General features: G+C 63.6%; 30 protein-coding genes and 1 tRNA gene. 15 read left to right on the top strand and 16 right to left on the bottom strand.

Going from position 1 to position 26894, the window contains the following annotated elements; translation table 11 throughout:
- Window positions 1-180: 180 nt before the first annotated feature.
- Both M0D65_RS28195 and M0D65_RS28190 read right to left on the bottom strand, forming a co-directional pair.
- Entirely contained in the window at window positions 181-582 is a 402-nt protein-coding gene (locus tag M0D65_RS28195; RefSeq protein WP_266255499.1) for a DUF4399 domain-containing protein, read from the bottom strand.
- Between the two features lie 200 nt (window positions 583-782).
- A tRNA-Arg gene (locus M0D65_RS28190) sits at window positions 783-857 on the bottom strand.
- 223 nt (window positions 858-1080) lie between these two features.
- Between M0D65_RS28190 and M0D65_RS28185 the strand changes: the two genes are divergently transcribed.
- Entirely contained in the window at window positions 1081-1827 is a 747-nt protein-coding gene (locus tag M0D65_RS28185; protein ID WP_266255497.1) for a class I SAM-dependent methyltransferase, read from the top strand.
- A 30-nt stretch (window positions 1828-1857) separates the two neighbouring features.
- Here the strand turns inward: M0D65_RS28185 and M0D65_RS28180 are convergent, their stop codons facing one another.
- The 3 genes from M0D65_RS28180 to M0D65_RS28170 form a co-directional block, all read right to left on the bottom strand.
- Window positions 1858-2040 carry a rubredoxin gene (locus M0D65_RS28180; RefSeq protein ID WP_091018582.1) on the bottom strand — a complete coding sequence of 61 codons (183 nt, stop codon included), beginning with the start codon at window positions 2038-2040 and terminating at the stop codon, window positions 1858-1860.
- Between the two features lie 135 nt (window positions 2041-2175).
- A complete protein-coding gene (locus tag M0D65_RS28175) occupies window positions 2176-2487 on the bottom strand; it encodes a transposase (RefSeq protein WP_266255496.1) in 312 nt (103 codons plus the stop codon).
- Between the two features lie 346 nt (window positions 2488-2833).
- The gene (locus tag M0D65_RS28170; protein ID WP_266255495.1) at window positions 2834-3145 is read right to left on the bottom strand and encodes a DUF4148 domain-containing protein; all 312 of its coding nucleotides are present in this window, start codon (window positions 3143-3145) and stop codon (window positions 2834-2836) included.
- 259 nt (window positions 3146-3404) lie between these two features.
- Here M0D65_RS28170 and M0D65_RS28165 point away from each other — a divergent pair, with 259 nt between their 5' ends.
- From M0D65_RS28165 to M0D65_RS28140, 6 genes are all read left to right on the top strand, one after another.
- Entirely contained in the window at window positions 3405-3542 is a 138-nt protein-coding gene (locus M0D65_RS28165; protein WP_266255494.1) for a hypothetical protein, read from the top strand.
- 101 nt (window positions 3543-3643) lie between these two features.
- The gene (locus M0D65_RS28160) at window positions 3644-3928 is read left to right on the top strand and encodes a hypothetical protein (RefSeq protein WP_091018586.1); all 285 of its coding nucleotides are present in this window, start codon (window positions 3644-3646) and stop codon (window positions 3926-3928) included.
- 330 nt (window positions 3929-4258) lie between these two features.
- On the top strand, window positions 4259-5536 hold the full coding sequence (gene dcm / locus M0D65_RS28155) for a DNA (cytosine-5-)-methyltransferase (RefSeq protein ID WP_266255493.1): 1278 nt from the start codon (window positions 4259-4261) through the stop codon (window positions 5534-5536).
- The gene (locus tag M0D65_RS28150) at window positions 5536-6021 is read left to right on the top strand and encodes a very short patch repair endonuclease (RefSeq protein WP_266255492.1); all 486 of its coding nucleotides are present in this window, start codon (window positions 5536-5538) and stop codon (window positions 6019-6021) included. The genes dcm and M0D65_RS28150 overlap by 1 nt, the downstream gene beginning before the upstream one ends.
- A 145-nt stretch (window positions 6022-6166) precedes the next feature.
- A complete protein-coding gene (locus tag M0D65_RS28145) occupies window positions 6167-6670 on the top strand; it encodes a YbhB/YbcL family Raf kinase inhibitor-like protein (RefSeq protein ID WP_091018594.1) in 504 nt (167 codons plus the stop codon).
- Window positions 6671-6786: 116 nt separating this feature from the next.
- Window positions 6787-8157, top strand: coding sequence for an MFS transporter (locus M0D65_RS28140; RefSeq protein ID WP_266255491.1), 1371 nt, complete (start codon window positions 6787-6789; stop codon window positions 8155-8157).
- An 85-nt stretch (window positions 8158-8242) separates the two neighbouring features.
- On the opposite strand, the gene otsA is transcribed toward M0D65_RS28140, so the two are convergent.
- The 6 genes from otsA to M0D65_RS28110 form a co-directional block, all read right to left on the bottom strand.
- Complete coding sequence (gene otsA, locus M0D65_RS28135) at window positions 8243-9667, bottom strand: alpha,alpha-trehalose-phosphate synthase (UDP-forming) (protein WP_266255490.1); 1425 nt, start codon at window positions 9665-9667, stop codon at window positions 8243-8245.
- A 236-nt stretch (window positions 9668-9903) separates the two neighbouring features.
- Window positions 9904-10116, bottom strand: a complete 213-nt coding sequence (locus tag M0D65_RS28130; protein WP_091018601.1) for a hypothetical protein — start codon at window positions 10114-10116, stop codon at window positions 9904-9906.
- Between the two features lie 159 nt (window positions 10117-10275).
- A complete protein-coding gene (locus M0D65_RS28125) occupies window positions 10276-10509 on the bottom strand; it encodes a hypothetical protein (protein ID WP_266255489.1) in 234 nt (77 codons plus the stop codon).
- 67 nt (window positions 10510-10576) lie between these two features.
- A complete protein-coding gene (locus M0D65_RS28120; RefSeq protein ID WP_266255488.1) occupies window positions 10577-11983 on the bottom strand; it encodes a sigma-54 dependent transcriptional regulator in 1407 nt (468 codons plus the stop codon).
- A gap of 270 nt (window positions 11984-12253) precedes the next feature.
- Window positions 12254-12493 carry a hypothetical protein gene (locus tag M0D65_RS28115; RefSeq protein WP_091018608.1) on the bottom strand — a complete coding sequence of 80 codons (240 nt, stop codon included), beginning with the start codon at window positions 12491-12493 and terminating at the stop codon, window positions 12254-12256.
- 35 nt (window positions 12494-12528) lie between these two features.
- A complete protein-coding gene (locus tag M0D65_RS28110; protein WP_266255487.1) occupies window positions 12529-12846 on the bottom strand; it encodes a YqjD family protein in 318 nt (105 codons plus the stop codon).
- Window positions 12847-13091: 245 nt separating this feature from the next.
- On the opposite strand from M0D65_RS28110, the gene M0D65_RS28105 reads away from it, so the two are divergent.
- From M0D65_RS28105 to M0D65_RS28095, 3 genes are all read left to right on the top strand, one after another.
- Window positions 13092-14150: a sigma-54-dependent Fis family transcriptional regulator gene (locus tag M0D65_RS28105; RefSeq protein WP_266255486.1), complete on the top strand. Its 1059-nt coding sequence runs from the start codon at window positions 13092-13094 to the stop codon at window positions 14148-14150.
- Window positions 14151-14330: 180 nt separating this feature from the next.
- Window positions 14331-14900, top strand: coding sequence for a hypothetical protein (locus M0D65_RS28100; protein ID WP_266255485.1), 570 nt, complete (start codon window positions 14331-14333; stop codon window positions 14898-14900).
- Window positions 14897-15433 carry a hypothetical protein gene (locus M0D65_RS28095; RefSeq protein ID WP_266255484.1) on the top strand — a complete coding sequence of 179 codons (537 nt, stop codon included), beginning with the start codon at window positions 14897-14899 and terminating at the stop codon, window positions 15431-15433. The genes M0D65_RS28100 and M0D65_RS28095 overlap by 4 nt, the downstream gene beginning before the upstream one ends.
- A 70-nt stretch (window positions 15434-15503) precedes the next feature.
- Here M0D65_RS28095 and M0D65_RS28090 read toward each other — a convergent pair whose 3' ends face one another.
- A complete protein-coding gene (locus M0D65_RS28090; protein WP_266255483.1) occupies window positions 15504-16847 on the bottom strand; it encodes a nitrate/sulfonate/bicarbonate ABC transporter ATP-binding protein in 1344 nt (447 codons plus the stop codon).
- Window positions 16848-16870: 23 nt separating this feature from the next.
- Complete coding sequence (locus M0D65_RS28085; RefSeq protein WP_266255481.1) at window positions 16871-18622, bottom strand: ABC transporter permease subunit; 1752 nt, start codon at window positions 18620-18622, stop codon at window positions 16871-16873.
- Between the two features lie 553 nt (window positions 18623-19175).
- Between M0D65_RS28085 and M0D65_RS28080 the strand changes: the two genes are divergently transcribed.
- Together M0D65_RS28080 and M0D65_RS28075 are read left to right on the top strand one after the other, a co-directional pair.
- Window positions 19176-20852, top strand: a complete 1677-nt coding sequence (locus M0D65_RS28080) for a sensor domain-containing diguanylate cyclase (RefSeq protein WP_266255480.1) — start codon at window positions 19176-19178, stop codon at window positions 20850-20852.
- A 144-nt stretch (window positions 20853-20996) separates the two neighbouring features.
- Complete coding sequence (locus M0D65_RS28075; RefSeq protein ID WP_091018721.1) at window positions 20997-21263, top strand: hypothetical protein; 267 nt, start codon at window positions 20997-20999, stop codon at window positions 21261-21263.
- Window positions 21264-21292: 29 nt separating this feature from the next.
- On the opposite strand, the gene M0D65_RS28070 is transcribed toward M0D65_RS28075, so the two are convergent.
- Both M0D65_RS28070 and M0D65_RS28065 read right to left on the bottom strand, forming a co-directional pair.
- A complete protein-coding gene (locus tag M0D65_RS28070; RefSeq protein ID WP_091018626.1) occupies window positions 21293-22609 on the bottom strand; it encodes an ATP-binding protein in 1317 nt (438 codons plus the stop codon).
- Window positions 22593-23318 (bottom strand): response regulator, encoded by a 726-nt coding sequence (locus tag M0D65_RS28065; protein WP_096720089.1) that lies wholly within the window; start codon window positions 23316-23318, stop codon window positions 22593-22595. The genes M0D65_RS28070 and M0D65_RS28065 overlap by 17 nt, the downstream gene beginning before the upstream one ends.
- A 235-nt stretch (window positions 23319-23553) precedes the next feature.
- Between M0D65_RS28065 and M0D65_RS28060 the strand changes: the two genes are divergently transcribed.
- Window positions 23554-24084, top strand: coding sequence for a periplasmic heavy metal sensor (locus tag M0D65_RS28060; protein WP_266255617.1), 531 nt, complete (start codon window positions 23554-23556; stop codon window positions 24082-24084).
- 133 nt (window positions 24085-24217) lie between these two features.
- Here the strand turns inward: M0D65_RS28060 and M0D65_RS28055 are convergent, their stop codons facing one another.
- A complete protein-coding gene (locus tag M0D65_RS28055; RefSeq protein ID WP_266255479.1) occupies window positions 24218-24916 on the bottom strand; it encodes a pirin family protein in 699 nt (232 codons plus the stop codon).
- Window positions 24917-25491: 575 nt separating this feature from the next.
- Here M0D65_RS28055 and M0D65_RS28050 point away from each other — a divergent pair.
- Window positions 25492-26181, top strand: coding sequence for an ABC transporter permease (locus M0D65_RS28050; protein ID WP_091018634.1), 690 nt, complete (start codon window positions 25492-25494; stop codon window positions 26179-26181).
- Window positions 26178-26891 carry an ABC transporter permease gene (locus M0D65_RS28045; RefSeq protein WP_266255478.1) on the top strand — a complete coding sequence of 238 codons (714 nt, stop codon included), beginning with the start codon at window positions 26178-26180 and terminating at the stop codon, window positions 26889-26891. Before M0D65_RS28050 ends, M0D65_RS28045 begins: the two co-directional genes overlap by 4 nt.
- Window positions 26892-26894 lie beyond the last annotated feature (3 nt).

Below are 26894 nucleotides of genomic sequence, written 5' to 3'. Positions count from 1 at the left end.
TTGTACCGGTCGTGCGGGGCGGCGCTGTGTTGTCCGAAAGGCCGGGGTCGTTCGGGTGACTGTTGGATGTTGGTGCGGGCTCTGGTTGGTGGAGCTCCGCGGGCGATGAGCTGGGTGTCGCGCGGATTATGTGCGATGCACCGCAACGCCCGGGTTGCGGTGCATCCGCGGAAAACGGCGTTACTGCACGTGTACCTTGATGGTCTGGCTCCACTCGGGGCCGTACGAGCGGTGCGCGCCGTCGCCGAATTGCAGCGTCAAGGTATGGTCGCCGGGCGGCAGCGTGATATCGGTTTCCGTCTGGCCCTTACCGAAATGCAGCGACGTGGGTGTGGCAGGGATCACCTGATCTTTCGGCAACGGCTGACCGTCGATCAGCAGATGATGATGGCCGGTGCCTTCCGCAATGGTCCCGGCAGGCACGACTTTCATGCCATCGATACCGAACTGCACGTGTACCGGGTTGCTCACGGTAGCGCCGTCTTTCGGCGCGACAAAGAAGACGCCTTCGGCCCGCGCAACGCCCGACACAGCGAGCAAGCCGACGAGCGCAGCACTGGCCAACCATTTGTTGTTGAACATGTTCTTCTCCTGTGGGAAAGCGGCGTTGCGCCTTGCATGTGCGCCATAGAGAAACATAGGCGGCGCGCATCGGCGATCATTGCGAGAGGCCGCGCCGCACAGGATACACCGGGGTCGTGGCGGGGGTTGGCGTACCGCGACGGTGGGTGAACACGGTGGTTGCCGCAGCGGCAATCAAGACGACTGGCTGGGTACCCGACTGGTCCCCCCGACAGGAATCGAACCTGTATCTAGCGCTTAGGAGGCACTTGTTCTATCCATTGAACTACGGGGAGAAAACCACAGCGAGCAAGAGCATCTCGCGACAAAATCAGATGCCCTGTGTCCCGGATAAACAGCTACGTTCCTAAGTACATCATCGTAGCGTGGGACAGCTTCGTGTCGGCAGGAAGAGACCGCACCGAACGCGAATCGCGCCGCAGGGGCCAGAGTATAGCAAACGCGCCTGCACACGAAAATGGCACCCTGCACGCACACTTCATCGTTACCATCCCCCGCATGACCGAAATCAATACGCTCTATACCGACCCACGGCTCGTCGCGCTTTACGACACGCTGAATCCGTTCGCCGCCGACACCGAGTTCTATCTGGCGCTTGCCGCATCGCTGCAAGCCCGCCATATCGTCGACATCGGCTGCGGCACGGGTCTGCTCACCTGCGAACTCGCGCGGCGCGGTCATACGGTGACGGGTATCGATCCGGCGCGCGCCATGCTCGATGTCGCGCGTCGTCGCCCGGGCGGCGAGCGTGTGCGGTGGATCGAAGGCGACGCGCAACAGGCCAGCGACACACAAGCCGACCTCGCGTTAATGACAGGTCACGTCGCTCAGGTATTCGTCGACGATCGGGACTGGCAAGCGGCGCTTGCCGCGGCGCATCGCGCGCTACGGCCGGGCGGCCGGCTCGCATTCGAAAGCCGTCATCCGCAATCCGCACCGTGGAAGGCATGGACGCCGGAAACGTCGATGCGTCGGATCAGCGTCGACGGAAACGGTACGGTCAATATCTGGCAGGAGCTCATCGATGTAAGCGGCGAGCGCGTGCGTTTTGTCACGCACTACCAGTTCGAGACAACCGGCGACGAACTGATCTCGGCCAGCGAGTTGCGCTTTCGCTCGCAGTCCACGCTAGCGCAGACGCTTACGGATACAGGTTTCTCGATCGAGCATTGGTACGGCGACTGGTCGGGCGCGCCGGTCGACGAGCAGAGCCGCGAATTGATCGTGGTTGCAGTACGCGACTGATACGCCACGGCTGCGTCAAAAACGCTCGGCTTAAAACTCCACCGCAGCAAATTCAGCCTTACCCACGTCGCACAGCGGGCAGCGCCAGTCCTCGGGAATATCGGCAAAGCGAGTGCCCGCCGCAATGCCTTCCTCAGGCAGCCCTTCTTCTTCGTTATAAATCCAGCCGCAAATCAGGCAGACCCAGCTTTTATATTCGATCACTTCACTCACAGCGCACTCTTTATCGGTTCAAGGCAATAATCCGACCGCGCCAACCCTTTTCAGGGGGCGCGGCGAGCCGCAATCTTACCGGAATTCGCTATTGAACCGCCGAGCCGGCGCGCAGCACGCGCGCCACGCCCAGTCTCACGCCGTCTGCTCTTCTTCTAGTTGCCGTTCCAGTTGCTGTTCCGTTTCGCTATAAAGGTCGAGCAGCAGCAGCGCCTCGGACATGATTCCCGCGCGCGTCCATTGCAGCCACTTGATGTAGCAGGTCTGCGACGGCGGGTAATCGGCGGGTAGATGCTGCCAGCGCTCGCGCTGGGTGACCACCCATAGGACAGCATTGAGCACTTCCCGCGGATCACGGCTCGCGCGCCCGAAACGACGGGCGTCGCTATACGGGAAGAGATGCCTGACTTGACTCCAGGCGTCGTCTGAAAGAGGAAGTGTTGGCATGAATGACTCCGAACTGAAATGCCTGACAGGAAGTATCCACGTCTTTCACAATATTCGAAATCAGAAAAAACACCATGTTCTTTCAACTAAACAAAGTAATTTTTACCAAATGTTTCTGTAAATTCGTCTGTAGATAGGGGCGGGAGCGCCGCTGGGATACGCGACGAAAAGCGCCCAGACCGTGAAGCCTGGGCGAAAGCCACCGGACATCGGCAGCGGAGGTTTGCTTGACCACTTGCAAAACAGGCCCGGGTCCCACATGAGACGCGAGCCTGTTGCGTGGTGGGATGCAACAGCCACCCCTATGGAATTTCTGCGCCGGCCTCAAGACCGGCGTCGCTTCGGCTTACTGACCGAAGTAAATGCTCTTGGCACCGGCTGCCGTGGCCGGGCGGCCCGCATCCGACGAACCGCTCATCGACGAACCGTAGGCGGTTTGCGCGGCGCCGTTCTCCGCAGCGACTTTTGCTTCCGCAGCCTGAATGTTGGCCGGATAGTCGTAGTCGTTAACGGTAGCGGGGTTGTAGCCCGCCTTTTCCAGCTGAACCAGCTCGGCGCGAACTTGGGCGCGGGTGAGCGGTTGGTTCGATTGAGCAAACGACACCACCGGAGCGGCGAGGATTGCGGCAAGAGCGACAGCTTTGATCAGGGATTTCATGATTACTACCTCCAGAGATTGTTGTTTGCGGTACCGCGTTTCGTTTCGTCGGCATCCGTTAAGAACAGTCTAGGAGGGATTGATCCTAGGGTTAATACCTAACATCACAAATCATTGTTGCTTAAGTTGTATCCAATACTCGCCGAAGGGTCCTTACCATTTCGCGAGACTTGTGGGCTTGCGCATTCAGTGGTTCGTCATGTGGCTCTGCTACGATGAATTTGCTTACCCACAATCACAAAGACCAAGGAGATTCCCCATGAAAAAGACCCTTCTGCTACTGGTCACCGCGTTTGCCGGCTTCGCCAGCGTGTCGCAGGCATTCGCCTACGATCATCATCGGCCGGTATGTCATAACGTGCGCGTTCACCATCACTGGGAAAAACACTGCCGCTAGGCCGGCCCCGCGTCCGGTCGATGAACCGGTAACCCGCGGACACAATTCAGCTCGAACTTCGCGCCCCTCTTTCCTTTCTTAGCTGGAAGGAGGGGCAAATCATGTTCAGGCTCATGGCAGCGGCAGGACTAGTCGTCATGCTGGCGGGCTGCGTGGCGGCTCCGGGTTACGGGTACTACGATCCAGGTTACGCCTACGGGTCGGGCTACGGTCCCGACTACGCGCCGGCGTACGGTTACGGGACGGTCAATATCTGGGGCGGCGGCGGCCGCGGTGGTTATGATCGCCGCGGTGGTTGGGGCGACCACGGCCATCACGGCGGCTATTGGCAGCATGGCGGCGGACGTGGCAATGGCGGGCACGGCGGTGGCGGCCACGGGCACTAGGCCGCGGTGGGCAGTCATATATTTACGCAAGCCCGACGCAAGCCCAGATCGACGCAAGCGACGCATCGCCCCGCTTCGTCTGAAGTTAATTTAACAATCGTTGACCGCGCCAGCGACGATCGTCGATGCTGTGTCGCGCAGCGCGAACACCTGGCGGCTGCCGTGAGACGCTTGCTCCACAGTCGCCAGGGCTGCCTGACAGGACATACTGCCAAATACACCGCAAGCACATCCAGCGCACCCCACGGATAACTACAACGAAAAATCAGCTCCGCGTCCGGGTCACCCATAGGTCATAATGTCCGCAAAAATTCCCAGCAAGGACGATCCGTGACCCAGGCCGCCCCGCTCGATCTGTTGAAACAGGCGCGCACCCGCTTTACACAACGAGAAATCGCCGCCTACGTCGGCAAGGACATCAAGACGGTACGGCGTTGGGAAAAAGGCGAAACGCCTTGCCCCGCGATGCTGGAACCGGCGCTGCACACGCTGCTGCAAACCACCGCTTCCACCCCGGTCGACGCCCCTGCGCGCTTTCGCTTCATCGATCTGTTCGCCGGTATCGGCGGCATCCGCATGGGCTTCGAAGCGCACGGCGGCGCCTGCGTATTCACGAGCGAGTGGAACGCGTTCTCGAAGAAAACCTACGTCGAAAACTTCGGCGCCGAGCGGGAGTTCATCGGCGACATCGTGTCCTTTCCCACCGACGCCATCCCCGAGCACGACATCCTGCTCGGCGGCTTTCCGTGTCAGCCATTCTCGATCGCCGGCGTCAGCAAGAAGAACGCGCTTGGGCGGCCGCATGGGTTCGAGTGCACGACTCAGGGCACGCTCTTTTTCGACGTCGCACGGATCATCGCGGCGCGCCGTCCAGCGGCGTTTCTGCTGGAAAACGTCAAGAACCTGCTGTCGCACGATAAAGGCCGCACGTTCGAGGTGATCCTGCAGACGCTGCGCGACGAACTCGGCTACGACGTGCATTACCGCGTGATCGACGGGCAGCATTTCACGCCGCAGCATCGCGAGCGGATTCTGCTGGTCGGGTTTCGCGAGAAGACCGCGTTCTCGTGGGACGACCTGCAACTTCCCACACATGAGCCGCGGCTCGCGTCGATCCTGCATCGCACCGACGGTAGCGAGCCGCTGCTGCCGTGGGACGGCGACCGTTTCTTCGATCATGCGAAGCGTCACGTGCAACCGAAGTACACGCTCACGCCGAAGCTATGGGCGTACCTGCAGCACTACGCGGAGAAGCATCGCGCGGCGGGCAACGGTTTTGGCTTCGGACTCGCCTATCCGGACAGCGTGACGCGCACATTGTCGGCGCGCTATCACAAGGACGGCTCGGAGATTCTCGTGCATCAGGGTTCGCGCAAACGTCCGCGGCGGCTCACGCCGCGCGAGTGCGCACGGTTGATGGGCTTTCCCGACACATTCCGGATTCCGGTCAGCGACACGCAGGCGTACCGGCAGTTCGGCAACAGCGTCGTGATGCCCGTGATGCGCGAGGTCGCACGCATCATGTTGCCGCACGTCGATACGCTGCTCGGCGCGAGCTCAGTGGCGCTGCCAACGTCGGCGGCTCCCGCGCTCGCACTCGTCGCGTAATGGTCGACGTCGTCGACCCGGCCACACGCAGCCGGATGATGTCCGGCATTCGCGGGCGCAACACGAAGCCGGAGGTTCTGATCCGCAGCCTGCTGCATCGGCGGGGCTTGCGCTTTCGCCTCGATGCACGCGATCTGCCGGGTCGTCCCGATATCGTGTTGCCGCGTTATCGCGCGGTGGTATTCGTGCACGGTTGTTTCTGGCATGGCCACGACTGCCACCTCTTCAAATGGCCGCAGACACGCCCCGAATTCTGGCGCGACAAGATCGGCCGCAATCGCAGCAACGATGAAAAGGCACAGCGCCTGCTACTCGAACAGGGGTGGCGTGTTGCCACCGTGTGGGAGTGCGCGCTGCGCGGCGCGCATCGCGATCTCGACGGCGTATTGCAGCGTCTCGTCGACTGGTTGCACAGCGAAGAAGCGCTCACCTTCGAAGAACGCGGCGCGGAGCCGCCGGCGCGAGCCCGGGCACCGGCCGGATAGACGCGACGAGGCACTCCGGCGCTCAGAGCACGTGCCGGGTTCGCATAACCGCTTCGTGGTCCGGTGATACACTCGATCGGCTTATGGGACGAGCCTGCCGAGCGCGCCCGTTCATCTTCAGAACCCTCTTCGAAGGAGGCATCCGATGGCCGATTTCCGAGTCTGGTCCGACGACTTTCCCGTCAACGGTTTCATGCCGAAAGCCCACGAGTTCGACGACAGAGCGTTTGGCGTCGACGGCGAAAATGTGTCGCCCGCGCTGCAATGGGATGCACCGCCCGCCGATACGCAGAGCTTCGCGCTCACCGTCTACGATCCCGACGCGCCGACCGGCAGCGGCTTCTGGCACTGGGTCGTCGTCAATCTTCCCGCCGATACCCGTTCGCTACCGCGCAACGCCGGCAAAGCCGACGGCAGCCTGTTGCCGGCGGGCGCGCTGCAGGTACGTAACGACTACGGCACGGTGGGTTTCGGCGGAGCCGCGCCGCCGCGCGGCGATAAACCGCACCGCTACATCTTCCGGGTGCACGCGCTGAAGGTCGCGCATCTGCCGATCACCGCAGAGACGACGAATGCGGTCGCGCGCTTCATGACACATCTGAACGAACTCGATTCGGCGACGCACACGGGCCTGTACGAACTGAAGTAACCGGCTCGCAATAGCCGGCGCCGGTCGGCGGGCAGCATCCAGCCCGCCGACCGGCGCTTTTTGCTTGTTGTCGTCTGCCTTTTTCCTGTTTCCCCACCCGCGCCACACCCCCGCCGATGACCGCTGCCACAGAACAAGGACTCCCGCTGCCTGCCCGCTACTGGGCGATCATCGTGGTCGCGCTCGGCGTCACGCTTGCAGTGCTCGACAGCGCCATCGCCAACGTCGCGCTGCCCACCATCGCGCGCCATCTGAATGCCAGCGCCGCGTCCTCGATCTGGGTCGTCAACGCCTACCAGCTCGCGGTGACGATCTCGCTGCTGCCGCTCGCGTCGCTCGGCGATCGCATCGGCTACCGGCGCGTCTATCTTGGCGGGATGATCCTGTTCACAGTCGCGTCGCTCGGCTGCTCGCTTGCCACTTCGCTACCGATGCTCGCGCTCGTGCGGGTATTCCAGGGCTTCGGCGCGGCCGGCATCATGAGCGTGAACACGGCGCTCGTGCGCATGATCTATCCGCCCAGCCAGCTCGGACGCGGTATCGCCATCAACGCCATGGTGGTCGCGATATCGTCCGCGGTGGGACCTACGGTTGCGTCGGCGGTGCTGTCGGTTGCATCGTGGCCGTGGCTGTTCGCGATCAACGTTCCGATCGGCATCGTGGCGCTCGCGATCGGCCTGAAGGCACTGCCCGCCAACACGCGGCACGACTCGCCCTACGATTATCCGAGTGCCGTGATGAACGCGCTCGTATTCGGTCTGCTGATCTTCGCGCTCGACGGTTTCGGTCACGGCGAACGTTACGCGTACGTCGCAGCCGAACTCATCGGTGCGATCGCGATCGGCTACATCTTCGTGCGCCGGCAACTGACCCAACCCGCCCCGCTGCTGCCCGTCGACCTGCTGCGCATCCCGATCTTCGCGCTCTCAGTGGGGACGTCGGTGTGTTCGTTCGCGGCGCAGATGCTGACGTTCGTGTCGTTCCCGTTCCTGTTGCAGAACACGCTCGGTTTCTCGCAAGTGCAGACCGGGCTGTTGATCACGCCATGGCCGCTTGCCATCGTCATCGCGGCGCCGCTCTCGGGGGTGCTGTCGGACAAGCTGTCGGCGGGATGGCTGGGGGGAATCGGCCTGGCCACGATGGCCTGTGGACTGCTGTCGCTCGCGACGCTGGGCGCTCATCCGCAGCCGTTCGACATCGCCTGGCGAATGGCGCTGTGCGGCGCGGGCTTCGGCATTTTTCAGTCGCCGAACAATCGCACGATGCTGGCGGCCGCGCCACGCGCGCGCAGCGGCGGTGCAAGCGGCATGCTCGGCACCGCCCGGCTCACTGGGCAGACACTTGGCGCGGCGCTCGTGGCGTTGATCTTCGGGATAGCGCCGCAGCGCGGACCGACGATCGCGCTGTATGTCGCGGCGTGTTTCGCCGCGGCCGCGGCCATCGTCAGCGTGCTGCGGACCACGCAGCGCGGCACTGCGACCGCCTGAGCGTGTGCAACGCGGCGATTCGCCTGCGGCCGAACTGCACACCACCGATGCGACGCGGCCCGCGCGAACACAACACTAAACGCAGCTACGACGCCGTCACGTCCGCGAGCTTCACCGCCTTCTCCGCCACCGACGACGCCGTCGCGACATTGCGCAAATCGGCGAGGAACGTATCGCGCCAGACCGACAGATTGTTCTCGCGCATCGGCGCCATCATGTCGGCATGGCGCGCCTGGCGTTCCGCGAGCGGCATCGACAGCGCGCGCTCGAGCGCTTCGGCCATCTGCGACAGATCGAATGGATTAACGACGAGCGCGCCCGGTAACTGCTCCGCGGCACCGGCGAACTGCGACAGCACGAGCACGCCGGGATCGGTCGGATCCTGCGACGCGACATACTCCTTCGCCACCAGATTCATGCCGTCGCGCAGCGGCGTCACATAGCCGACCTGCGCTTGCCGGAACAGCGCCATCAGCAGATTGCGTTCGTACTTGCGATTCAGATACTGGATCGGCGTCCAGTCGAGCTGCGCAAAGCGTCCATTGATCCGGCCCGCTTCCCCTTCGAGCGTCTGACGGATGCGCTGATAGGTCTGCACGTCGGAGCGCGTCGGCGGCGCGATCTGCACCAGCGATACGCGACCATGCCAGCCCGGCCCGCTCAGCAGCAATCGCTCGAATGCCTGAAAGCGCTCCACCAGTCCCTTCGAATAATCGAGCCGGTCGACGCTCATGATCAGCTTGCGACCGCGCAGACCGTCGCGCAGGCTCTTCACCGCCTTGCGGTCGCTGAACTGCACGGACGCCGTCGCAATCGCATCGGGATAGATCCCGATCGGATACGCACCGACCTTCATGAAGCGGTTGTACGCGTGCAGCATGCCGTCGTCGCTCGCACTGCCGTGGCCGCCGCGCTCGATGTAGTCGACAAACGACTGCCGGTCCGCATCGGTCTGAAAACCGATCACGTCGTAGCTGCACATGCTCCTCACGAGTTCTTCGTGCGGCGGTACGGTGCGCAGCACCTCGGGCACCGGAAACGGAATGTGCAGGAAAAAACCGATCGGATTCTTCACGCCGAGATCGCGCAAACAACGCGCGAACGGCAACAGGTGATAGTCGTGGACCCAGATGATGTCGTCGGGCTGCAGCATCGCCTTTAGCTGCTTCGCGAGTGTCTCGTTCACGCGCAGATAGCCCGTATATTCCTGTCGATCGTAGCGCGACAGATCGTTCCGGTAGTGGAAGGCGGGCCACAGCGTCGCGTTCGAAAAACCCCGGTAATACTGATCGTAGTCGCGCTTCGTGAGACCGACCGTTGCATAGGTGACGTTGCCCTGCCTTTCGATCACCGGATCGGACGGCTCCGCGACGGTCTCGCCGCTCCAGCCGAACCACACGCCGCCGGTCTCCTTGAGCGCGTCCAGAACACCGATGGCCAGGCCGCCGGCGGCAGGGCGACCTTCCTGGGTCGGCGCAACACGATTCGATACCACGATCAATCTACTCATTCAGCTCCACCTCGTTTCGTAGTCATTGCATGCGGGATGTGCCTGATCGACGTATGCAAGCGACGTGCCTCATCTCAAAAATAATCGGGGACTCCACGCGCGAATGCGACGGACGTGATGGACGCGATGGACGCGATGGACGAGCAGAAGCCAGCCACGCTCGCGCGTCGCACAGAATTTTTCTCACCGGGATGATTGCGCGCGACCCAACCGATGGTCGCGCTGCGGCGTTGCGCTCAGGCGTCCTGCTCGGAACCGAGGTCCCGCTGATACTCAAGCCCTTCCGGCCGCACGCCGCCCTGATTGTGTTCGCCGTCCGGTGGCGCATCGGGCGCGATGCGGTTCTGTGCGGCGGGGTCCGGAGTCGGCGGCGGGCCGCCCGATCCGGAACCGGGGCGCGAGTCGCGCTTCGAGTGGCGCGCGGAGCGCCGCAATGCAGGGTGTCTCATGGTCGTGCCTCCTGGGGAAGGCCGCCACCGTAGCGGTGGCGCTCACGTAGTCTAGAACCCGTCGCATCAAATTGCCGGTAAAAGATGCGCCGTTTTTGTAACGGCTACATCAACGCAGCGGCGCGGCGAAGTATCGCGCGTGAAGACTGCGCAGATAGCCTATGCGTAGCCTGCCTGTGGCGTCTGGTTCGGCTGCGGAGGTGGATCGCCAATCGGCAGCGTACCGGGCTCGGGGAGCTCGGGAAGCTCGGGCGCCGGGCCCGGCTCGGTGTCGGGATCGTAGGGCTCGTCGGGCATCGGGGGATCGGTCGGCTCCGGACGATGCGCAACGATCGGGGGGATTTCGCTGGGCGGCTCGTTGTGTGGCTCGTTGCTCGGCTCGTTGTGCGGCATAAAGAACTCCGTCGTGTGATTCCTCGTGCCGCAGCAAGGGCTATGCCGTCAGCCGCCACAGCTACGCTCAGGCGCTTGCGTCACCGAGCGCGCGCGACTCGTCGGTCGAATCGGCGTCGTCGGCACGGTTCGTGTCGTTGCCGTATTCGACGAGGCGGTTATACAGCGTCTTCAAGCTGATGCCGAGGATCTCCGCCGCGCGCGTCTTGACGCCGCCGCACTGGTCGAGCGTCGCAAGAATCAGCTGACGGTCCGCTTCGGCCAGCGACGTGCCGAACGGAATCGTCACCGCGGTCCCGGTGGCGGGTTTCGACAGCGTGATCTGTAGCGGTACGGTCGCGGTGCTGTCCGAATCCGTGCCCGACATGATGTGCGCGCGCTGCACGTAGTTCTTGAGCTCGCGCACATTGCCCGGCCACGGATACGACATCAGCATCTCTTTGACCGCCGGCGGGAAATGCTTGCGTGTGCTGTGCCGTTCGTTGAGATCCTCGAGGAACGCCTGGGCGAGCAGTTCGACGTCCTTGCCGCGCTCGCGCAGCGGCGGCAGGCTGATCGGAAAGACGTTCAGACGGTGATACAGATCGAGACGCAGCTTGCCTTCGAGCACGGCCTGCTCCGGGTCGCGATTGGTCGCGGCGATCACGCGCACGTCGGTTTCGATTTCCTTCGTCGTCCCGACGCGCATGAACATACCGGTTTCGAGCACGCGCAGCAGTTTCACCTGCAACTCGACCGGCATCTCGGTGATTTCGTCGAGAAACAGCGTGCCGCCGTTCGCGCGTTCGAAGTAGCCCTTGTGCTGACGGTCCGCGCCGGTGAACGAACCGCGCTCGTGGCCGAACATCTCCGACTCGATCAGGTTCGGCGAAATCGCGCCGCAGTTCACAGCGAGAAACGCATGCTTGCGGCGCAGGCTCAGCTCGTGCACGGTCTGGGCCGCCACTTCCTTGCCGGTGCCCGATTCGCCGACCAGCATCACGGACGCCGCCGTCGGCGCGACCCGGCCGATCTGATCGTAGACCTCCTGCATCGCCGGCGAATTGCCCAGCATCAAGCCAAAGCGGCCCATCCGGCGCAACTCGCCGCGCAGCGTACCGATCTCGGCCTTGAGATCGCCGGGGCGCGGCAGACGCGACAGGATCGCCTTCACGCGCTGCATGTTGATCGGCTTGACGAGATAGTCGGCGGCGCCCATTTTCAGCGCACTCACGGCGGACTCGACCGTCGCGTGGCCAGTGATCACAATCACCTCGACACCCGAGCGCGGATCGAGATCTTCGAACAGATCCACCCCGCTGCCATCCGGCAGCTTGAGATCGGTGAACACCACATCCGGCATCTGCCGCACGAGCTGGATGCGCGCTTCGCGCAAGTCGCCCGCCGTGGCGGTGGTCAAGCCGTCTTCTCCGATGATGGCGGCCAGCGCCTCGCGGGTGGCCGGATCGTCATCGACAATCAGTACGTGTGGCATCGCGCCTCAATAGCGTGGATGGGATGGGAATGCCGACATGCAGCGGGGAACGGGATAAACGCACCGCAACATAAGTGGACGCTCACCCTGCGAGCCGCTCCACTGGCGGCTCCCGATACAGCGACTTAGCACAACCGCGCAACAATTACTGCTTTTACGCAGTAAAAATTACTTGATTGTTGTGAATTTGATCATTATACGGCCGATATTACAATTAGGCGAACGGCCGTCGAAGCGGCAACGGATGGGCCACCGCACGCCAGGGACGCGTTACCCGCGCGGGAATGGCCACGCATCCCCGTTGGCGGCCGGATGATGCGCGCCATTCGTGCCTTTAGTCACTTGAGCCGCTTGAGCCGCGGGCGCGGTGGCGCCGCCCTCGCCTTCCCAGCGGCTGACTTCACGCGCTGTCGTGGTCTGGGCAGCCCGGCTCTTCTGCGCGCAACGCAGCGCCAGAATCCCGCCGATTGCTACCAGTACGCCGAATATTCCGATCCGATGTCGTGCCATCGCGAGTCTCCGTAGATAAGCGGAACGTTGCCCTGTCAACGCGCAGCCAGCGCACCGAGCACGAAGCCGATGCCAGCCGCCATACCGACGGCCTGCCACGGGTTGTGACGCACATAGCGCTCGGTATTGACGGCCGCCGCGCGATAACGTCGATGTGCCGCCTGCTGCGCATCGGACAGCGTCTCTTGCAGCGCATCGACGTGCTTGCGAAGACGCTCGCGCAATGCATCGACGCCCTCGCCCGGCACCGCGCCCGCGAGCCGCAGCATTTCTTCCGAGTCCGCCAATAGCACGCGCAGATCCTCGACGACCTTCTGCCGGCCGAGGGCCAGTTGTTCCGTGGTTTCTGTCATCTAACGCTCCAGGATCGTAGATTCGCGGCGGCGCACGAGCTTTATCGCTTCGATGGCCGCCATTTGAATCGATACCGCGCAAGTCGCGTACCCGCCCCGGGTGTGAACACGGAATCGAACACCGGCGAACGAGTCGAAGCACACTCGTGCGTATTGCTGCGCCCTACCCCTGGATGGTTAAATCATTTTTTGTGAGATAGTGAACTCATCGAACACCGAACCCCTTTGCACAGGACTACCCGTTTATGGCGTCAATCGATCTGGACTCGCCCACTGCCGGCGGCACCACAGCGGCACAGGCGAAGCCTCGCAACGCACAGCACGTTGCGGGGCTCAGGTCGTATGGTCTGTTGTACGGTTCGTCACCGGCGATGCTCGATCTCTATGAGCAGATCGAGCGCGTCGCATCGACCGATGCAACCGCGCTGATCATCGGCGAATCGGGGACCGGCAAGGAACTGGTCGCGCGGACGATTCACGATCAAAGCACGCGCAAGGAGGCGCCGTTTATCGCGGTGAACTGCGGCGCGATTCCCGACGAACTGATCGAAGCCGAGTTGTTCGGCCACGAGAAAGGCAGTTTCACCGGCGCCGTTCAGGGGCGAATCGGGTACTTCGAGCACGCGAACAACGGCACGCTGTTTCTCGATGAGGTCACGGAAATGTCGCCGGTGCGCCAGGTCAAACTGCTGCGCGCGCTGGAGACGGGCACGTTCTTTCGGGTCGGCGGCACGGAACTGATCCATTCGAATGTACGCGTGATCGCCGCGACCAATCGCGATCCAGCCGTTGCCGTCAAGGAAAACGGCCTGCGCGAAGATTTGATGTACCGGCTCGCAGTGTTCCCGTTGCGCGCGCCGCCGCTGCGCGAGCGCGAAGGCGATCGCGAACTGCTCGCGCAATACTTCCTCGCGGCGCTGAACGAACAGGAAGGCGCGAGCAAAACCTTCAGCAAACGCGCGCTGGACACGCTGCGCACATGGTCGTGGCCCGGCAACGTGCGCGAACTGAAGAACGCGATCTACCGTGCATTCATCCTCGCGGAAACGGTCGTCGAACTGCCGCATCCGCATCTCGCCGCGCGCATAAAAAAGCCGCTCACCCAGGGCGACTCGATGAGCGTGTGGATCGGCACACCGCTCGCGGACGCGCAAAAGCAGATCATCCTCGGTACGCTGAAGTACTGCGGCGGCGACAAGCGGCGCGCGGCCAAAGCGCTCGGCGTGAGCCTGAAGACGCTCTACAACCGCTTGAGCACCTACGGTGACGAAGCCGCAGACGAATCGACCAGCGACGAAGCGTAGCGCGCTCGCCGAACCTCAACGTTTAAACGAAAGAACCCGCGCACTGCACGCACTTTTGCAATTGTTTGCACTTTTCCTATGCCAATTGCAAAAAGCATCCTGCACAATGCCACTGCATAAAAGAAGCCACGCTGTGCAATATCATCACGCGCGGCGCATGCAGGAGCACAGACAGGGAACATGCCAAACAGAATGCACCGGGCCGCCCGCGCCTTACCTCCAGGTCTCGCCTCGCTCATCGCGCTGACCCTCGCTTTGGCAGCGCTCTCCGCCAGTCTCGGCGGATGCAGTTCACTCTATACCGAAGGTGCAGTCGCCGGTGCCGGCATCGGCGGCGCGGCTCTCGCCAGCAAGGTCACGCGCAATGCCGCGGTGGCCACCGGCATTGGCCTCGGCGCTGTCGCCGCCGCGCGAGCCGGCGTCCAGTACACAGAACGCGTCGTGCACCGCGATACCCAGGATGGCATCGCGAAGATCGCCGGTCCGCTCGACGTCGGCGCAATCGCACCGTGGGCCGTCACCCACTCAGTCCCGCTCGAAGACGATGAACACGGCCGCGTTACCGTGAGCCGGACCATCAGCAGCGGTGAGCTCGATTGCAAGGAAATCGTCTTCTCGGTCGATCAGACCGCCACGAAGAATATCCCCGCTTCGAGTGCGTTCTACGTCGCATCGATCTGTCGCGACGGGGCCGCGTGGAAATGGGCCTCAGCCGAACCGGCTACCGAGCGTTGGGGCGCACTGCAATGAGTGGCCGCGTCGCTCACGGTCGAATGTGGGTCAAAGCGCGTCTGGCACTCGCCGGCGCGCTGTGCATCGGCGCCAGCATGCTGCTGAACGGTTGTTCGTCGGTAGGCGCGGCGAGCGGCGCGGCGGCCGGTGTCGCGACCGGTCTCGTAACCGTCAACCCGGCGGTCGGCATCGGCGTCGGTATCGCCGTGCAGGCCGCTACCGATGAAGCCGTCAACGGTTTCATGCGCGACATGCATAGCGATCAGCAGAACCTGATCGCCGCAACGGCAGGCGCGATACCGGTCGGCGATGCGCGGCTGTGGAGCGTCAAGCACACCCTGCCGATCGAGAACGGGCACGGCGAAGTGCGCGTGACGCGCGCGTTCGCCTCAGCGCTCGCGATCTGCAAGGAGTTCGTGTTCTCGGTGGTGGATGGCGACGGGCCGCAGGCGCCGGCGCGCTGGTATATCGGCAGCGCGTGTCGCCAGGACAAGGGATGGAAATGGGCGTCGGCGGAACCGGCCGTCGATCGCTGGGGCAACCTGCAGTAACTCTCGCAGCGGTATGGCACGCGTCGTCTGACGCCGTGCCATACCACCACACCACACGCACTGCCGCCGCTCAGGACTCCACGTCCTCGAGACTGAAAATTTCCGTCTGGTCGTTATACGAGAAGATCTCGCCGTAACGGCCCCAGTCGATCACGGAATCGAGCGTCTCTTCCGCGGCGCTGTCCGACAGAAAATCCTCCAGCTCCTGCTCGAAACGCACGCGCGGCGCGCGATGGCCCGGGCGTTCGTTGAGCACCTTCTTGATCCGCGCCGCCAGCGGCACATGGCGCAGCAGATGGTCGGCAAACATCATCTTGCGTTCCTGCGTGCCGAACTCGGAGAACACGCGCGCCGGCGGCGTGAGGAACACGTCGCCTTCGCGCACGTCGGCAAAACCGAGGTACTGCAATACTTCTGCGATCGGGAACAGATCGTCGACCTCAAGATGCAGCGAACGGGCAATTTCCGGCATGTCCGCGCGGCCGTGATACGGCGGCGCCGCGAGTGTTTCGATCAGACCCGCCATCAGGTTGGTCGACACCTGCGGCAGCCAGCTGCCCAGCTCCAGGCCCTTCTTCGTCGCTTCGTCGGTCTGGCGCGCGGTCATCTTCGCGTAGATGTCGTCGACGAGCCGGCGGAACGCCGGATCGAGCCGGTTGCGCGGATGCTTGAACGGCACCTTGATCTCGGCGATCACGCGGCCCGGATTCGACGACAGCACGAGAATCCGGTCGCACATGAACACCGCTTCTTCGATGTTGTGCGTGACGATCAGCACCGACTTGATCGGCATGCGCCCTTGCGTCCACAGATCGAGCAGATCGGTACGCAGGGTTTCGGCGGTCAGCACGTCGAGTGCGGAGAACGGTTCGTCCATCAGCAGCAAGGTCGGATCGACGACGAGCGCGCGAGCGAACCCGACGCGCTGCCGCATACCGCCGGACAGCTCGCGCGGATACGCGTTTTCGAAACCGTCGAGACCGATCAGATCGATCGCCGCCAGCGCACGTTCGCGCCGCTCGCGCGCTCCGACGCCCTGCGCCTCGAGGCCCGCTTCCACGTTCTGCAGCACGGTCAGCCACGGGAACAAGGCGAAGGTCTGGAAGACCATCGCGACACCCTTGGCGGGGCCGTCCAGCGGCTGGCCCATATAGGTCACGTCGCCGCCGGTCGGCTCGATCAGTCCGGCGATGATGCGCAGCAGCGTCGACTTGCCCGAGCCCGAACGACCGAGCAGGCCGACGATCTCGCCTTCGCGCAGCGCCACGTTCACGCCGTCGAGGACCAGCAGTTCGCCCTGCGACTTATTGAAGCCGCGGCACACATCCTTGACGTTCAGGATTTCGTCGCCGAGGCGCGGCGGCTTCGGCGTATCGGTGGAGCCGGCGGTTAGGGCAGCTTTAGGATTTTGCATCGCGTTTGGCCTTAATGAAGCGGTCAGTCGAGCCGAAGCTTGGCTTCGGCATAGGCGTACATCGGACGCCACAACAGGCGGTTGAACAAGGTAACGAACAGCGACATCACGGCGATGCCAAGAATGATCTTCGGGAAATCGCCGGCGGCCGTAGTCTGCGCAATGTACGAGCCGAGACCGTGTGCCGAGAGTTTGGTGTCGCCCCACTGCACGTATTCGGCCACGATACTGGCGTTCCACGCACCGCCAGACGCAGTGATCGCACCGGTCACGTAGTACGGGAAGATGCCCGGCAACATCACCTGGCGCCACCATTGCCAGCCGCGGATGCGGAAGTTGGCGGCCGCCTCGCGGTAGTCGTTCGGGTAGGAACTCGCGCCTGCGATCACGTTGAAAAGGATATACCACTGGGTGCCGAGCACGATCAGCGGCGACAGCCAGATGTCCGGATTCAGGTGAAAGCGCACGATCACGATCACGAATACCGGGAACAGCAGGTTCGCCGGGAACGCCGCCAGAAACTGCGCGAGCGGCTGGATCTTCTCGGCGAGCGCCGGGCGCAGCCCGATCAACACGCCGAGCGGTACCCAGATCACCGACGACAGCGCGATCAGCAGCGCCACCCGCAGCAAGGTGATGAGCCCGAGCACGATCACGTGCCCGACTTCGCCGAGCGACACGCCGGTACTGACGTACTCGATCACGCGATACACGACGTACACCGTCAGCAGGATCACGAAGATCGCCCACACAATATCGCCGACGCGCGACGATTTCTGCCGCTGCGGAATCGCAAAGCGCGCGCGGTCGAACGACGGCAGACGCAGCGGCACACGTGCCGCGTTCGCGAACAACCAGCCGAGCGGCACGAGCAGACGGTGGATCAGCCGCGTGCGGCGAATCAGGTCGAGCAGCCACGATTCCGGCGCATCGCCCGAACTCGTGTTTTCCATGCGGAACTTGTCGGCCCACGCGACGAGCGGACGGAACAGCAGTTGATCGTAAGCAAGAATCACGACGGTCATGGCCAGGATGACCCAGCCGATCGCATGCAGGTTCTTCTCGGAGATTGCCTGCGCGAGAAACGCGCCGATGCCCGGCAGCGTGATCGTGTTGTTGCCGACCGTGATCGCTTCCGACGCAACGACGAAGAACCAGCCGCCCGACATCGACATCATCATGTTCCAGATGAGACCCGGCATCGAGAACGGGACTTCGAGTTTCCAGAAACGTTGCCACGACGTCAGATGAAAACCGCGCGACACCTCGTCGAGATCGCGCGGCACGGTGCGCAGCGACTGATAGAAGCTGAACGTCATGTTCCAGGCCTGGCTCGTGAAGATCGCGAAGATCGCCGCGAGTTCGGCACCGAGCACGCGGCCCGGGAACAGCGCCAGAAAGAACGTCACCGTAAACGAAATGTAGCCGAGCACCGGCACCGACTGCAGGATGTCGAGAATCGGCACCAGCACGAGACCGGCGCGCCGGCTCTTCGCCGCAAGCGTGCCGTAAACCAGTGTGAAGGTCAGCGAAGCAACCATTGCGGCGAGCATGCGCAGCGTCGTGCGCATCGCGTACTCGGGCAGATTGGTCGGATCGAGCGAGATGACCTGGGTTTTCAGCGTCGATATCGGCGCCATCGATTCATGAAAGCCGATCGCCGCCATCGCGATCAGGCAGATGATCAGCGGGAACGCGACGAAGTCCCAGCGGTTGGGCAAGACTCGCCATGCGGACGCATTGGCGGTGCGACTCAGATTGAAACTGAAGTCCATCAGATGCCCTCCCGGTAGCGGCGAGCCGGGCTCGGGGCCGCCGTGCAGACTATGGAAAGCCGCGTCCAGCGCGGGTGGCAGGGGAAGGATCGGTCCGGAAAGCGGAAATCAGACATGACTGGACGCTTGTGCGCGGTAATTCGTTGGCGTTAAGACGCAGTGGCCGGGCGTGGCAACCGGCGCGGCGAACTGCACCGGCACCTGCCGCACGAAGAACGCATCCGTTACAACAGATGTGTTCTGAAAGAAACCGGCGAGCTTTCCTTGTTTTGGACGGCACGACACTACTACAACCTGTGTTTCAGGCACAACCTTTCGCGGCAAACGGGCGGTTGAATCTTCCGCCGCCTCGCTCGTCTATCGTCCGAACGTCGCATACGAGCCACACCCCCGCAGCCCCACAGGTTCGGGCGACCCCTCGCTCAACCGTGATGAACCTGCCGGCGTACGTGCGCGCGGGCACACATCTGCGCGTACCTCCGGCGGTTAAAATCGAACCGCCGCGCCAAACGACCTCGCGGCATCCAGACAAAGTCGACGGACCAGAGGGTCGATGAACAGGACAAACTTGCGTGCGGCAGCCGGACCCGTCAGCCTTCTGCTGATCGCGTTCGTCTGCTGGTTCGCGGCCGGCCTGGCCGCGGACCGGATGGTACAGCAAGAACTGAACGCCGCGGTACGCACGCAGCGGCAGATGTCCGCGTCGGTGGTCGACAACATGGCCCAGGTCATTGCCAGCGACCTCGCGATGTTTCGCGCGGTCCCGGCGACGATGGCCGAACTCGACACGATCCAGCACGCGCTCGCGCAGTCGCGGAATTATGCCGCGAACGGCGCCGGCGCGGAATCGCCGCAACGCGACACGCTGCTCAAACAACCCGCGCTGGCCGCCATCAGCCGGTTCCTGCAGGACGCTCAGGGCTACTCCGGACTCGACATCATCTGGCTCGTCAATGCCAACGGCCTGTGCGTCGCATCGAGTAACGCGAACGCACCGCGCTCGCTGGTCGGTATCGACATGCGCTCGCACGCCTGGCTGACGAACGCGTTACTGGGCGCCTTCGAGGAGATCTACGGGGTGAGTCCGCGGCACCGCGAGCCCGGCATCTTCATCGCCGTGCCGGTTTACAACGACGGCGCACTGGTCGGCGCAGTCGTCGCGCGGGTGGGCATCGCGAGATTGCGGCACTGGGTCGCGCACCCGGGCACCTTCGTCACGGACGGCAACGGCGTGATCATCATGGCCCACGACAACGTGCTCGAAAACCATGCACTGCCAGGTTCTCGCGCGACGCAGATGAGTGCCACCGAACGCAGCGAGCTGTATCGGCGGGATCATTTTGCGGACCTGAGTATTCGTCCCGTCAGCCAGTTGCGCGACGATGCACCGTGGGTACCAAACGCGCTCGCCGGACAGTTCTTCCAGACACCTGTGCACCAGTCGCCCGCGCTATACGAGGTACGCGACGGCCTGAACTCGAAGCTCGCCTCGCATATCGTCGATCCGGTCGCCGCGTGGCCGGAGCTCCTGTACACGCATCGGCGCGACCGTCTGCTGGTGTTCGTCACGCTCGCTGGCGGCGCCGCACTGCTTTGCGTTCTCACGCTGTCATACCTGCGCGAGCGCCGCCACCACAGCGCGACGCGCCATCTCGCCGAGCAACTGCAATCGGCCAATACGCTGCTCTCCGCCGAGGCGCGCCATGACGCACTGACCGGCGCGTTGTCGCGCCGCTACTTCCTCGACTTGCTGCGCCACGAGATCGAACGCGCGCGACACGCCGGCGAGCCGTTGTGCATGGCCATCGCCGACCTCGACCATTTCAAGCAGATCAACGACCGCTTCGGCCACGCCGCCGGCGACCGTGCGCTCGAGCACTTCGTCGGCACCTGCCGGATCGAGTTGCGCGACGGCGATGCGATCGGCCGGCTGGGCGGTGAAGAATTCGGCATCCTGCTGCCCGCCACCGCGCTCGCGGCGGGCTTCGAAACCGTCGAGCGGCTGCGCATCCGGTTCAGGAACGCGCCGAGCGCGACGCTACCTGCACCGGTCAAACTGAGCGTGAGCATCGGTATCACCGAACTCGGCCCCGACGATCCCGCAGAGCGCTTGATGAGCCGCGCGGACCACGCGCTTTACACGGCGAAGTCGGGTGGCCGCGACCGCAGCGAAGCGGTGCGTGCCGGCGATACGGCACCGCCCGCGCGCGCCGCCGTGACCGCCTGGTGACCTGACGCACGCGGCGAGGCGGGCGTGACTTGCAGTAGAGATCGACTCGTTGCGACTTCAACGGTTGTAGACCAGGCAGGTATGATCACCCTTCGCGACTTTCGTCAGAAGGTTGATTCGTTACTGCTCTACCGGGAGGTTTGCATGAAGGGAAATCTGGTCATCGTCTGCCGCGATCAGGACGCCGATGCGTTCGACCATCTGCTGGCCGAATACGGCGCATTCCAGACCCGCCTGTCGTCGACCGCGTGGTATCTGAAGCTGGATGTGGCGCCGGAACTGATCCAGGAGGAAATTCTCGCGCGCCTCGGCAAGTACACGACGCACTACATCTTCGAAGCGGAAACGGTGACGTGGAACACGGTAGACAGCGAAGCCGCTGCCGCGCTCAACACGCTCTTCACTGAGTAGACGGCAATAGACGAAAACAGGCGCCGCGCCTACCAGGCGCTCTGCGCGACCGCGGCCACCTTGGGCATGACTTCGTCCGGGAACGTCATCAGCACGCGCAGGCCGCTGCCGTCGTGATTGCCGATTTCCCATTCGCCGCCCGCCCGGCGCACCAGCCGTTCGACGATCGCGAGACCGAGCCCGCTATGGCCGTTGCCGCCGCGCGCCGGATCGAGCCGCACGAACGGCCGGCTCGCGTTGAGCAGATCCTGGGCGGCAATGCCCTTGCCGTTGTCGCTGACCGATAGCGCGAAGCCACCCGCGACGCGCGCGGTCGCCACGACGATCGGCGGCGCGCCGTACGCATGTGCGTTGTCGAGCAGGTTCGAAAGAATCCGGTCGAGCGTCGCGGCCGGCAGCCGGAAGCCCTCGCCTGCTGCCAGATCGCTCTGCACGGCCGGCGCACCGGCCGCCACGGCGCGATAGCTGCGCACGATCCGGTCGCATTGCGCATCGACCTCGACCGCTTCGCTGCGATCCGCGCCGTCATGCGCGAACACGAGAAACTGCTCGACGATATGGGTCATCGAGTCGACGTCGCGCACGACGCCGTCGCGCGCCTTCGCCTCGTCCATCATCTCGGCGCGCAGCCGCAGCCGCGCAAGCGGCGTCTTCAGGTCGTGCGCCACACCCGCGAGCATGACCGCGCGATCGTTCTCGGTGCGCGCGACTTCCTGAACCATCTGGTTGAAACCATGCGTGAGTTGCCGCAGTTCGCGCGGGCCGCGCTCCGGTAGCGGCGGCACCGGCAGACCACGGCCGAAGCGCGCAACGGCCTGCGCCAGCGAGCGCAATGGCTGCTGCAACTGCCACGCGGCCAGCAACGCCGCCATCACGCCGGCGGAAAAGATGATCGTGAGCCACAACACCATCCGGTCGAACGAGCGCGGCGGTCGCAACGGCTGGACCGGTACGACGATCCAGTTGGGATCGGTGGCCGCGCGTACCCACAGCGTGGGTGGCTTGCCCGGCGTGCCGATGCGCACCTGGGTCGTGTTCGGCACCCGGTCGCGCACATCGTCGACGAAACGGCGCAACGACGCCGGCAGATTCGGGTTATCCGGTGGCACAGCGTCACTGCTGGGATCGACCAGCCGCACCCGCGAAGGCAACGGCTGATCGGGATCGTGCACGACGTGCTGGCGCACGGCGTCGACGAGGAACACCGCTTCTTCTACTGCGTAGCGATTCTGAAACTGGTTGCGCTCGAGGCGAAACAGCACATAGCCCGCGAAATGCGATATCAGCAGCACGCCGACGACCAGGAACGTCAGTCGTCCGAACAGCGTATCAATGGGACGGCGCATGTTGCTCGCCGTCAGGCACGAATACGTAACCGCGCCCGCGGACCGTCTGAATGAAGCGCGGAACCGAGGGGTCGGTTTCGAGGATGCGCCGCAGACGCCACACCTGCACGTCGATGCCGCGATCGGTGCCGTCGTATTCCGGGCCGTGCAGCAGTTCGAGCAGGCGCTCGCGCGTGAGCGTGCGCATGGGGTGGTTGACGAAGATCTTCAGTAGCGCGAATTCACTGCCCGACAGCGTGAGCGGCCGGCCTTCCTGATGCAGCGTGCGGGACTGGAAATCGAGCGTAAAGCGGCCGAACGTAAACGGTTCGCGCTGCTCCGGCGCCGCCGCCGACGGCAGCGTACGGCGCCGCCGCAGCACCGCCTGCACGCGAGCCAGCAGTTCGCGCGGGTTGAACGGCTTGCCGAGGTAGTCGTCCGCGCCGAGTTCGAGACCGACGATGCGGTCCACATCGTCCGCACGGGCAGTCAGCATGATCACGGGGATATCGTCGCCGGCCGCGCGCAGCTTGCGCAGCGCGGTCAGCCCGTCGACGCCAGGCATCATCAGGTCGAGCACGATCAGATCGGGACGCTCGCGTTCGAGCCGGCGTTCGAGCGAGCCGGCATCGTGCAGCACCGAAACCTCGATCCCCTGGCGGGCAAGGTAGTCGCGCAGCAGGTCGCGCAGTTCGACGTCGTCGTCGACGACAAGGATTTGAGTAGTCATGGGGCGAAGTTTAACGCGCCAGACCAGCCGTTTCGGCCCCCGCCGGTCGTCAAAGGGTTACCGGGTGTTACCGCGAAAGGCGCGCGTAATGTCGCGTAACACCCGCGGTATGCGGCGTAACACGACGCATCGAGCGCCCCTCTACGCTGTGCATTACCGGATGCGGCGACGCTGTTTCCGTGTCTGCCGCATCGCCGGCTAGTTCATCATAAGGAGCACCTCGATGTCCAACAGAATGTCCGTCAAACCCACGCGCTTCCTCGCCGTTGCTGCCGCCTCGCTCGCACTTGGCGTCGGCATTGCCTACGCCGCAGGACAGTCCGACGCCCCCGCGGGCGGCCCGGGCTGGCACCACGGTCAGTTCGAGAAGCAGCTGAACCAGTTGCACGGCCAGCTGAACCTGAATGCCGACCAGGAAAAGCAATGGCAGGCCGCGCTCGACACGATGAAGCAGAATCGCAGCGCAGCACGTGCGAATCATCAGCAGATGAAGCAGCAGTTCGAGGCGTTGCAACAGCAGCCTATTCTCGATCTGAACGCGCTGCATGACGCGCATCAGCGTGTCGAACAGCAGAACGCGCAACTGCGCGAGCAGACCACGACGGCCTGGCTGAACTTCTACAACGGCCTGAACGATCAGCAAAAGACCATCGTCAGCACGGCGCTGAAACAGCACTTCGCGAAGATGGCGGCACGCCGCGACAAGATGCACGAACGCTGGGAACAGCATGGCGGCGCGTCGGGGGCGATAGGCCTCAAACCGTAAGTGCGGTCGTTGTGCATAAAGAAAACGCCACGCGGTGATGCATCGCGTGGCGTTTCTGCTTCTGCTTTTGTTGCCGCTTCGGTTTCTATCTGCAACGACTACAGCAACCGCGGCAGACTGGTGGCCACTCCCGTCAGGCGAGATCGAACAGCAGCACTTCAGCCGCTTCGCCGTTCGTGAGCGTGACGCTGTCCACACCCTCGATCATCGCCGCGTCGCCGGCCTGTAGCGCGCTGCCGTTCACGCTCACCGCACCCCGCGCGACATGCACGTATGCGCGCCGCCCCGCCGGCAGGGCGAACTGCCCTTGTTCCGCGCCGTCGAACAACCCCGCGTGGATCGATGCATCCGCATGGATCGTCACCGACCCATCGCGCCCATCCGGCGAAGCGACGACACGCAGACGGCCGCGCTTCTCGGCATCCTCGAAGCGCTTTTCCTCGTAGCCCGGCTGGTCGCCGACGCGCTTCGGCATGACCCAGATCTGCAGCAGATGCAGCGGCGCTTCCTTCGACGCATTGAACTCGCTGTGTTTGACACCGGTGCCGGCGCTCATGCGCTGGACATCGCCGGGACGAATGGTCGAGCCGTTGCCCATGCTGTCGCGATGCGACAGCGCACCGTCCAGCACGTACGTCACGATTTCCATGTCGCGATGGCCATGCGCGCCGAAACCCTGGCCGCCCGCAATGCGGTCCTCGTTGATCACGCGTAGCGGCCCGTAGTGCGTATGCGCTTCGTCGTAGTAATCGGCAAACGAAAAGCTGTGGTACGAGTCGAGCCAGCCGTGGTTTGCATGGCCTCGCTCGGCGGAGCGGCGAATCTCGATCATGGCGATCTCCCGTCATTAGTGTGCGATGGGAACAATGTATGGCCGACATGCCCCTCACACAATCCGCGTCGCTGCACCGGATCGTTCCGTAAATCCACCCAATCCGCGTCGTGGCGCGGCCGCGGATGCGGCGTCGTGCCGCAAGCGACAGCGATTTTTCCCGCTGTCCGTGCTGGTGTACCCGACTGGCGCACCCCGTCCGTTCGGGTAAAATACCGCGCTTTTCCGGTGGTCCGCATCGAGACACCTCCCCGCACAGCCCTGTCCACCGGGCGGCGCGAGGAAACGCAGCGTTTGAAAGATCGAAACGAGATCGAAGCGGCAGCACATTTTTGGCCGCCTAGACTACAGGCGCTAACGGGCAAACGCGGGTCAAACGCGGATCACACGCAGTCAAAAGCAATCGTAGTCAGTCGGAAAACGCGCTGTCGTGCCGGCAACGGCAAGACAGTCATGATTCGCACAGCGGCACGCCGTAGCGCGCGCATCGCAGGAGTTCACCGGGACTCCGCGGCACGCGCCCACTGGTAGCCGCGTCTTTCGCGGGGCGCAACGGCGCACCGTCAGGGACCTTTATGTTTCTTCAAGGCTATGGCCCGCTGATCCTCTCCGGCACGTGGCAAACCGTCAAGCTGGCGGTCTTGTCGCTTGCCTTCGCCTTCCTGCTCGGCCTGCTCGGCGCAGCGGCGAAGCTGTCGAAGAACCGGCTGACCTACGGCGTCGGCACGCTGTATACGACGCTGATCCGCGGCGTGCCCGATCTCGTGCTGATGCTGCTGCTGTTCTACAGCATCCAGATCTGGCTCAACAACCTGACCGACCTGCTCGGCTGGGATCAGATCGATATCGATCCGTTCGTCGCGGGCGTCGCGGTGCTCGGCTTCATCTACGGCGCGTACTTCACTGAAACCTTCCGCGGCGCGTTTCTCGCGGTTCCGCGCGGCCAGCTGGAGGCCGGCTCGGCCTACGGGATGAGCGGCTGGCAGGTGTTCTCACGGATCATGTTCCCGCAGATGATGCGCTTCGCGCTGCCCGGCATCGGCAACAACTGGCAGGTGATGGTGAAGGCGACCGCGCTGGTGTCGATCATCGGTCTCGCCGACGTCGTGAAAGCCTCGCAGGATGCCGGCAAGGGCACGCTGCGGTTCTTCTTCTTCACCCTGCTCGCGGGTGCGATCTATCTGGGCATTACGACGGTGTCGAACTTCGTGCTGATGTACCTCGAAAAGCGCTACTCCTCCGGCGTACGCAAGGCGGACCTATGATCGAGCTGTTTCAGGAGTACTGGCGCAACTATCTGTACACCGACGGCTATCGGTTTACCGGCGTCGCGATCACGCTGTGGCTGCTTGCTGTGTCGATCGGACTGGGCTTCTGCCTGTCGATTCCGCTCTCGGTTGCACGCGTGTCGAAGAAGAAGTGGCTGTTGCGGCTGGTGTGGCTCTATACCTATGTGTTCCGCGGCACGCCGCTGTATGTGCAGCTACTGCTCTGCTATACCGGCCTCTACAGCCTCGAAGTGATCCGCAATCACGAACTGACCAACGCGTTCTTTCGCGACGGCATGCACTGCACGCTGCTCGCCTTCACGTTGAACACCTGCGCCTACACCACCGAAATCTTCGCCGGTGCGATCCGGGCAACGCCGTACGGCGAAATCGAAGCGGCCCGCGCCTACGGCATGTCGTCGTTCACGCTGTACCGGCGCGTGATCCTGCCGTCCGCGCTGCGCCGCGCACTGCCCTACTACAGCAACGAAGTGATCCTGATGCTGCACGCAACGACCGTGGCATTCACCGCGACCGTGCCGGACATCCTCAAGATCGCGCGCGACGTGAACTCCGCCACGTATCAATCGTTCGGCGCCTTCGGCATTGCCGCATTGCTGTACCTCGCTATTTCGTTCACGCTCGTCGGCCTGTTCCGGCGCGCTGAACACCGCTGGCTCGCCTATCTGCGGCCGCAAGGGAAATGAGTC

Source organism: Paraburkholderia sp. CHISQ3 (assembly GCF_030464945.1).
Taxonomy (GTDB): Bacteria; Pseudomonadota; Gammaproteobacteria; order Burkholderiales; family Burkholderiaceae; genus Paraburkholderia; species Paraburkholderia megapolitana.
This window is presented reverse-complemented; position numbering and strand designations above follow the sequence as displayed.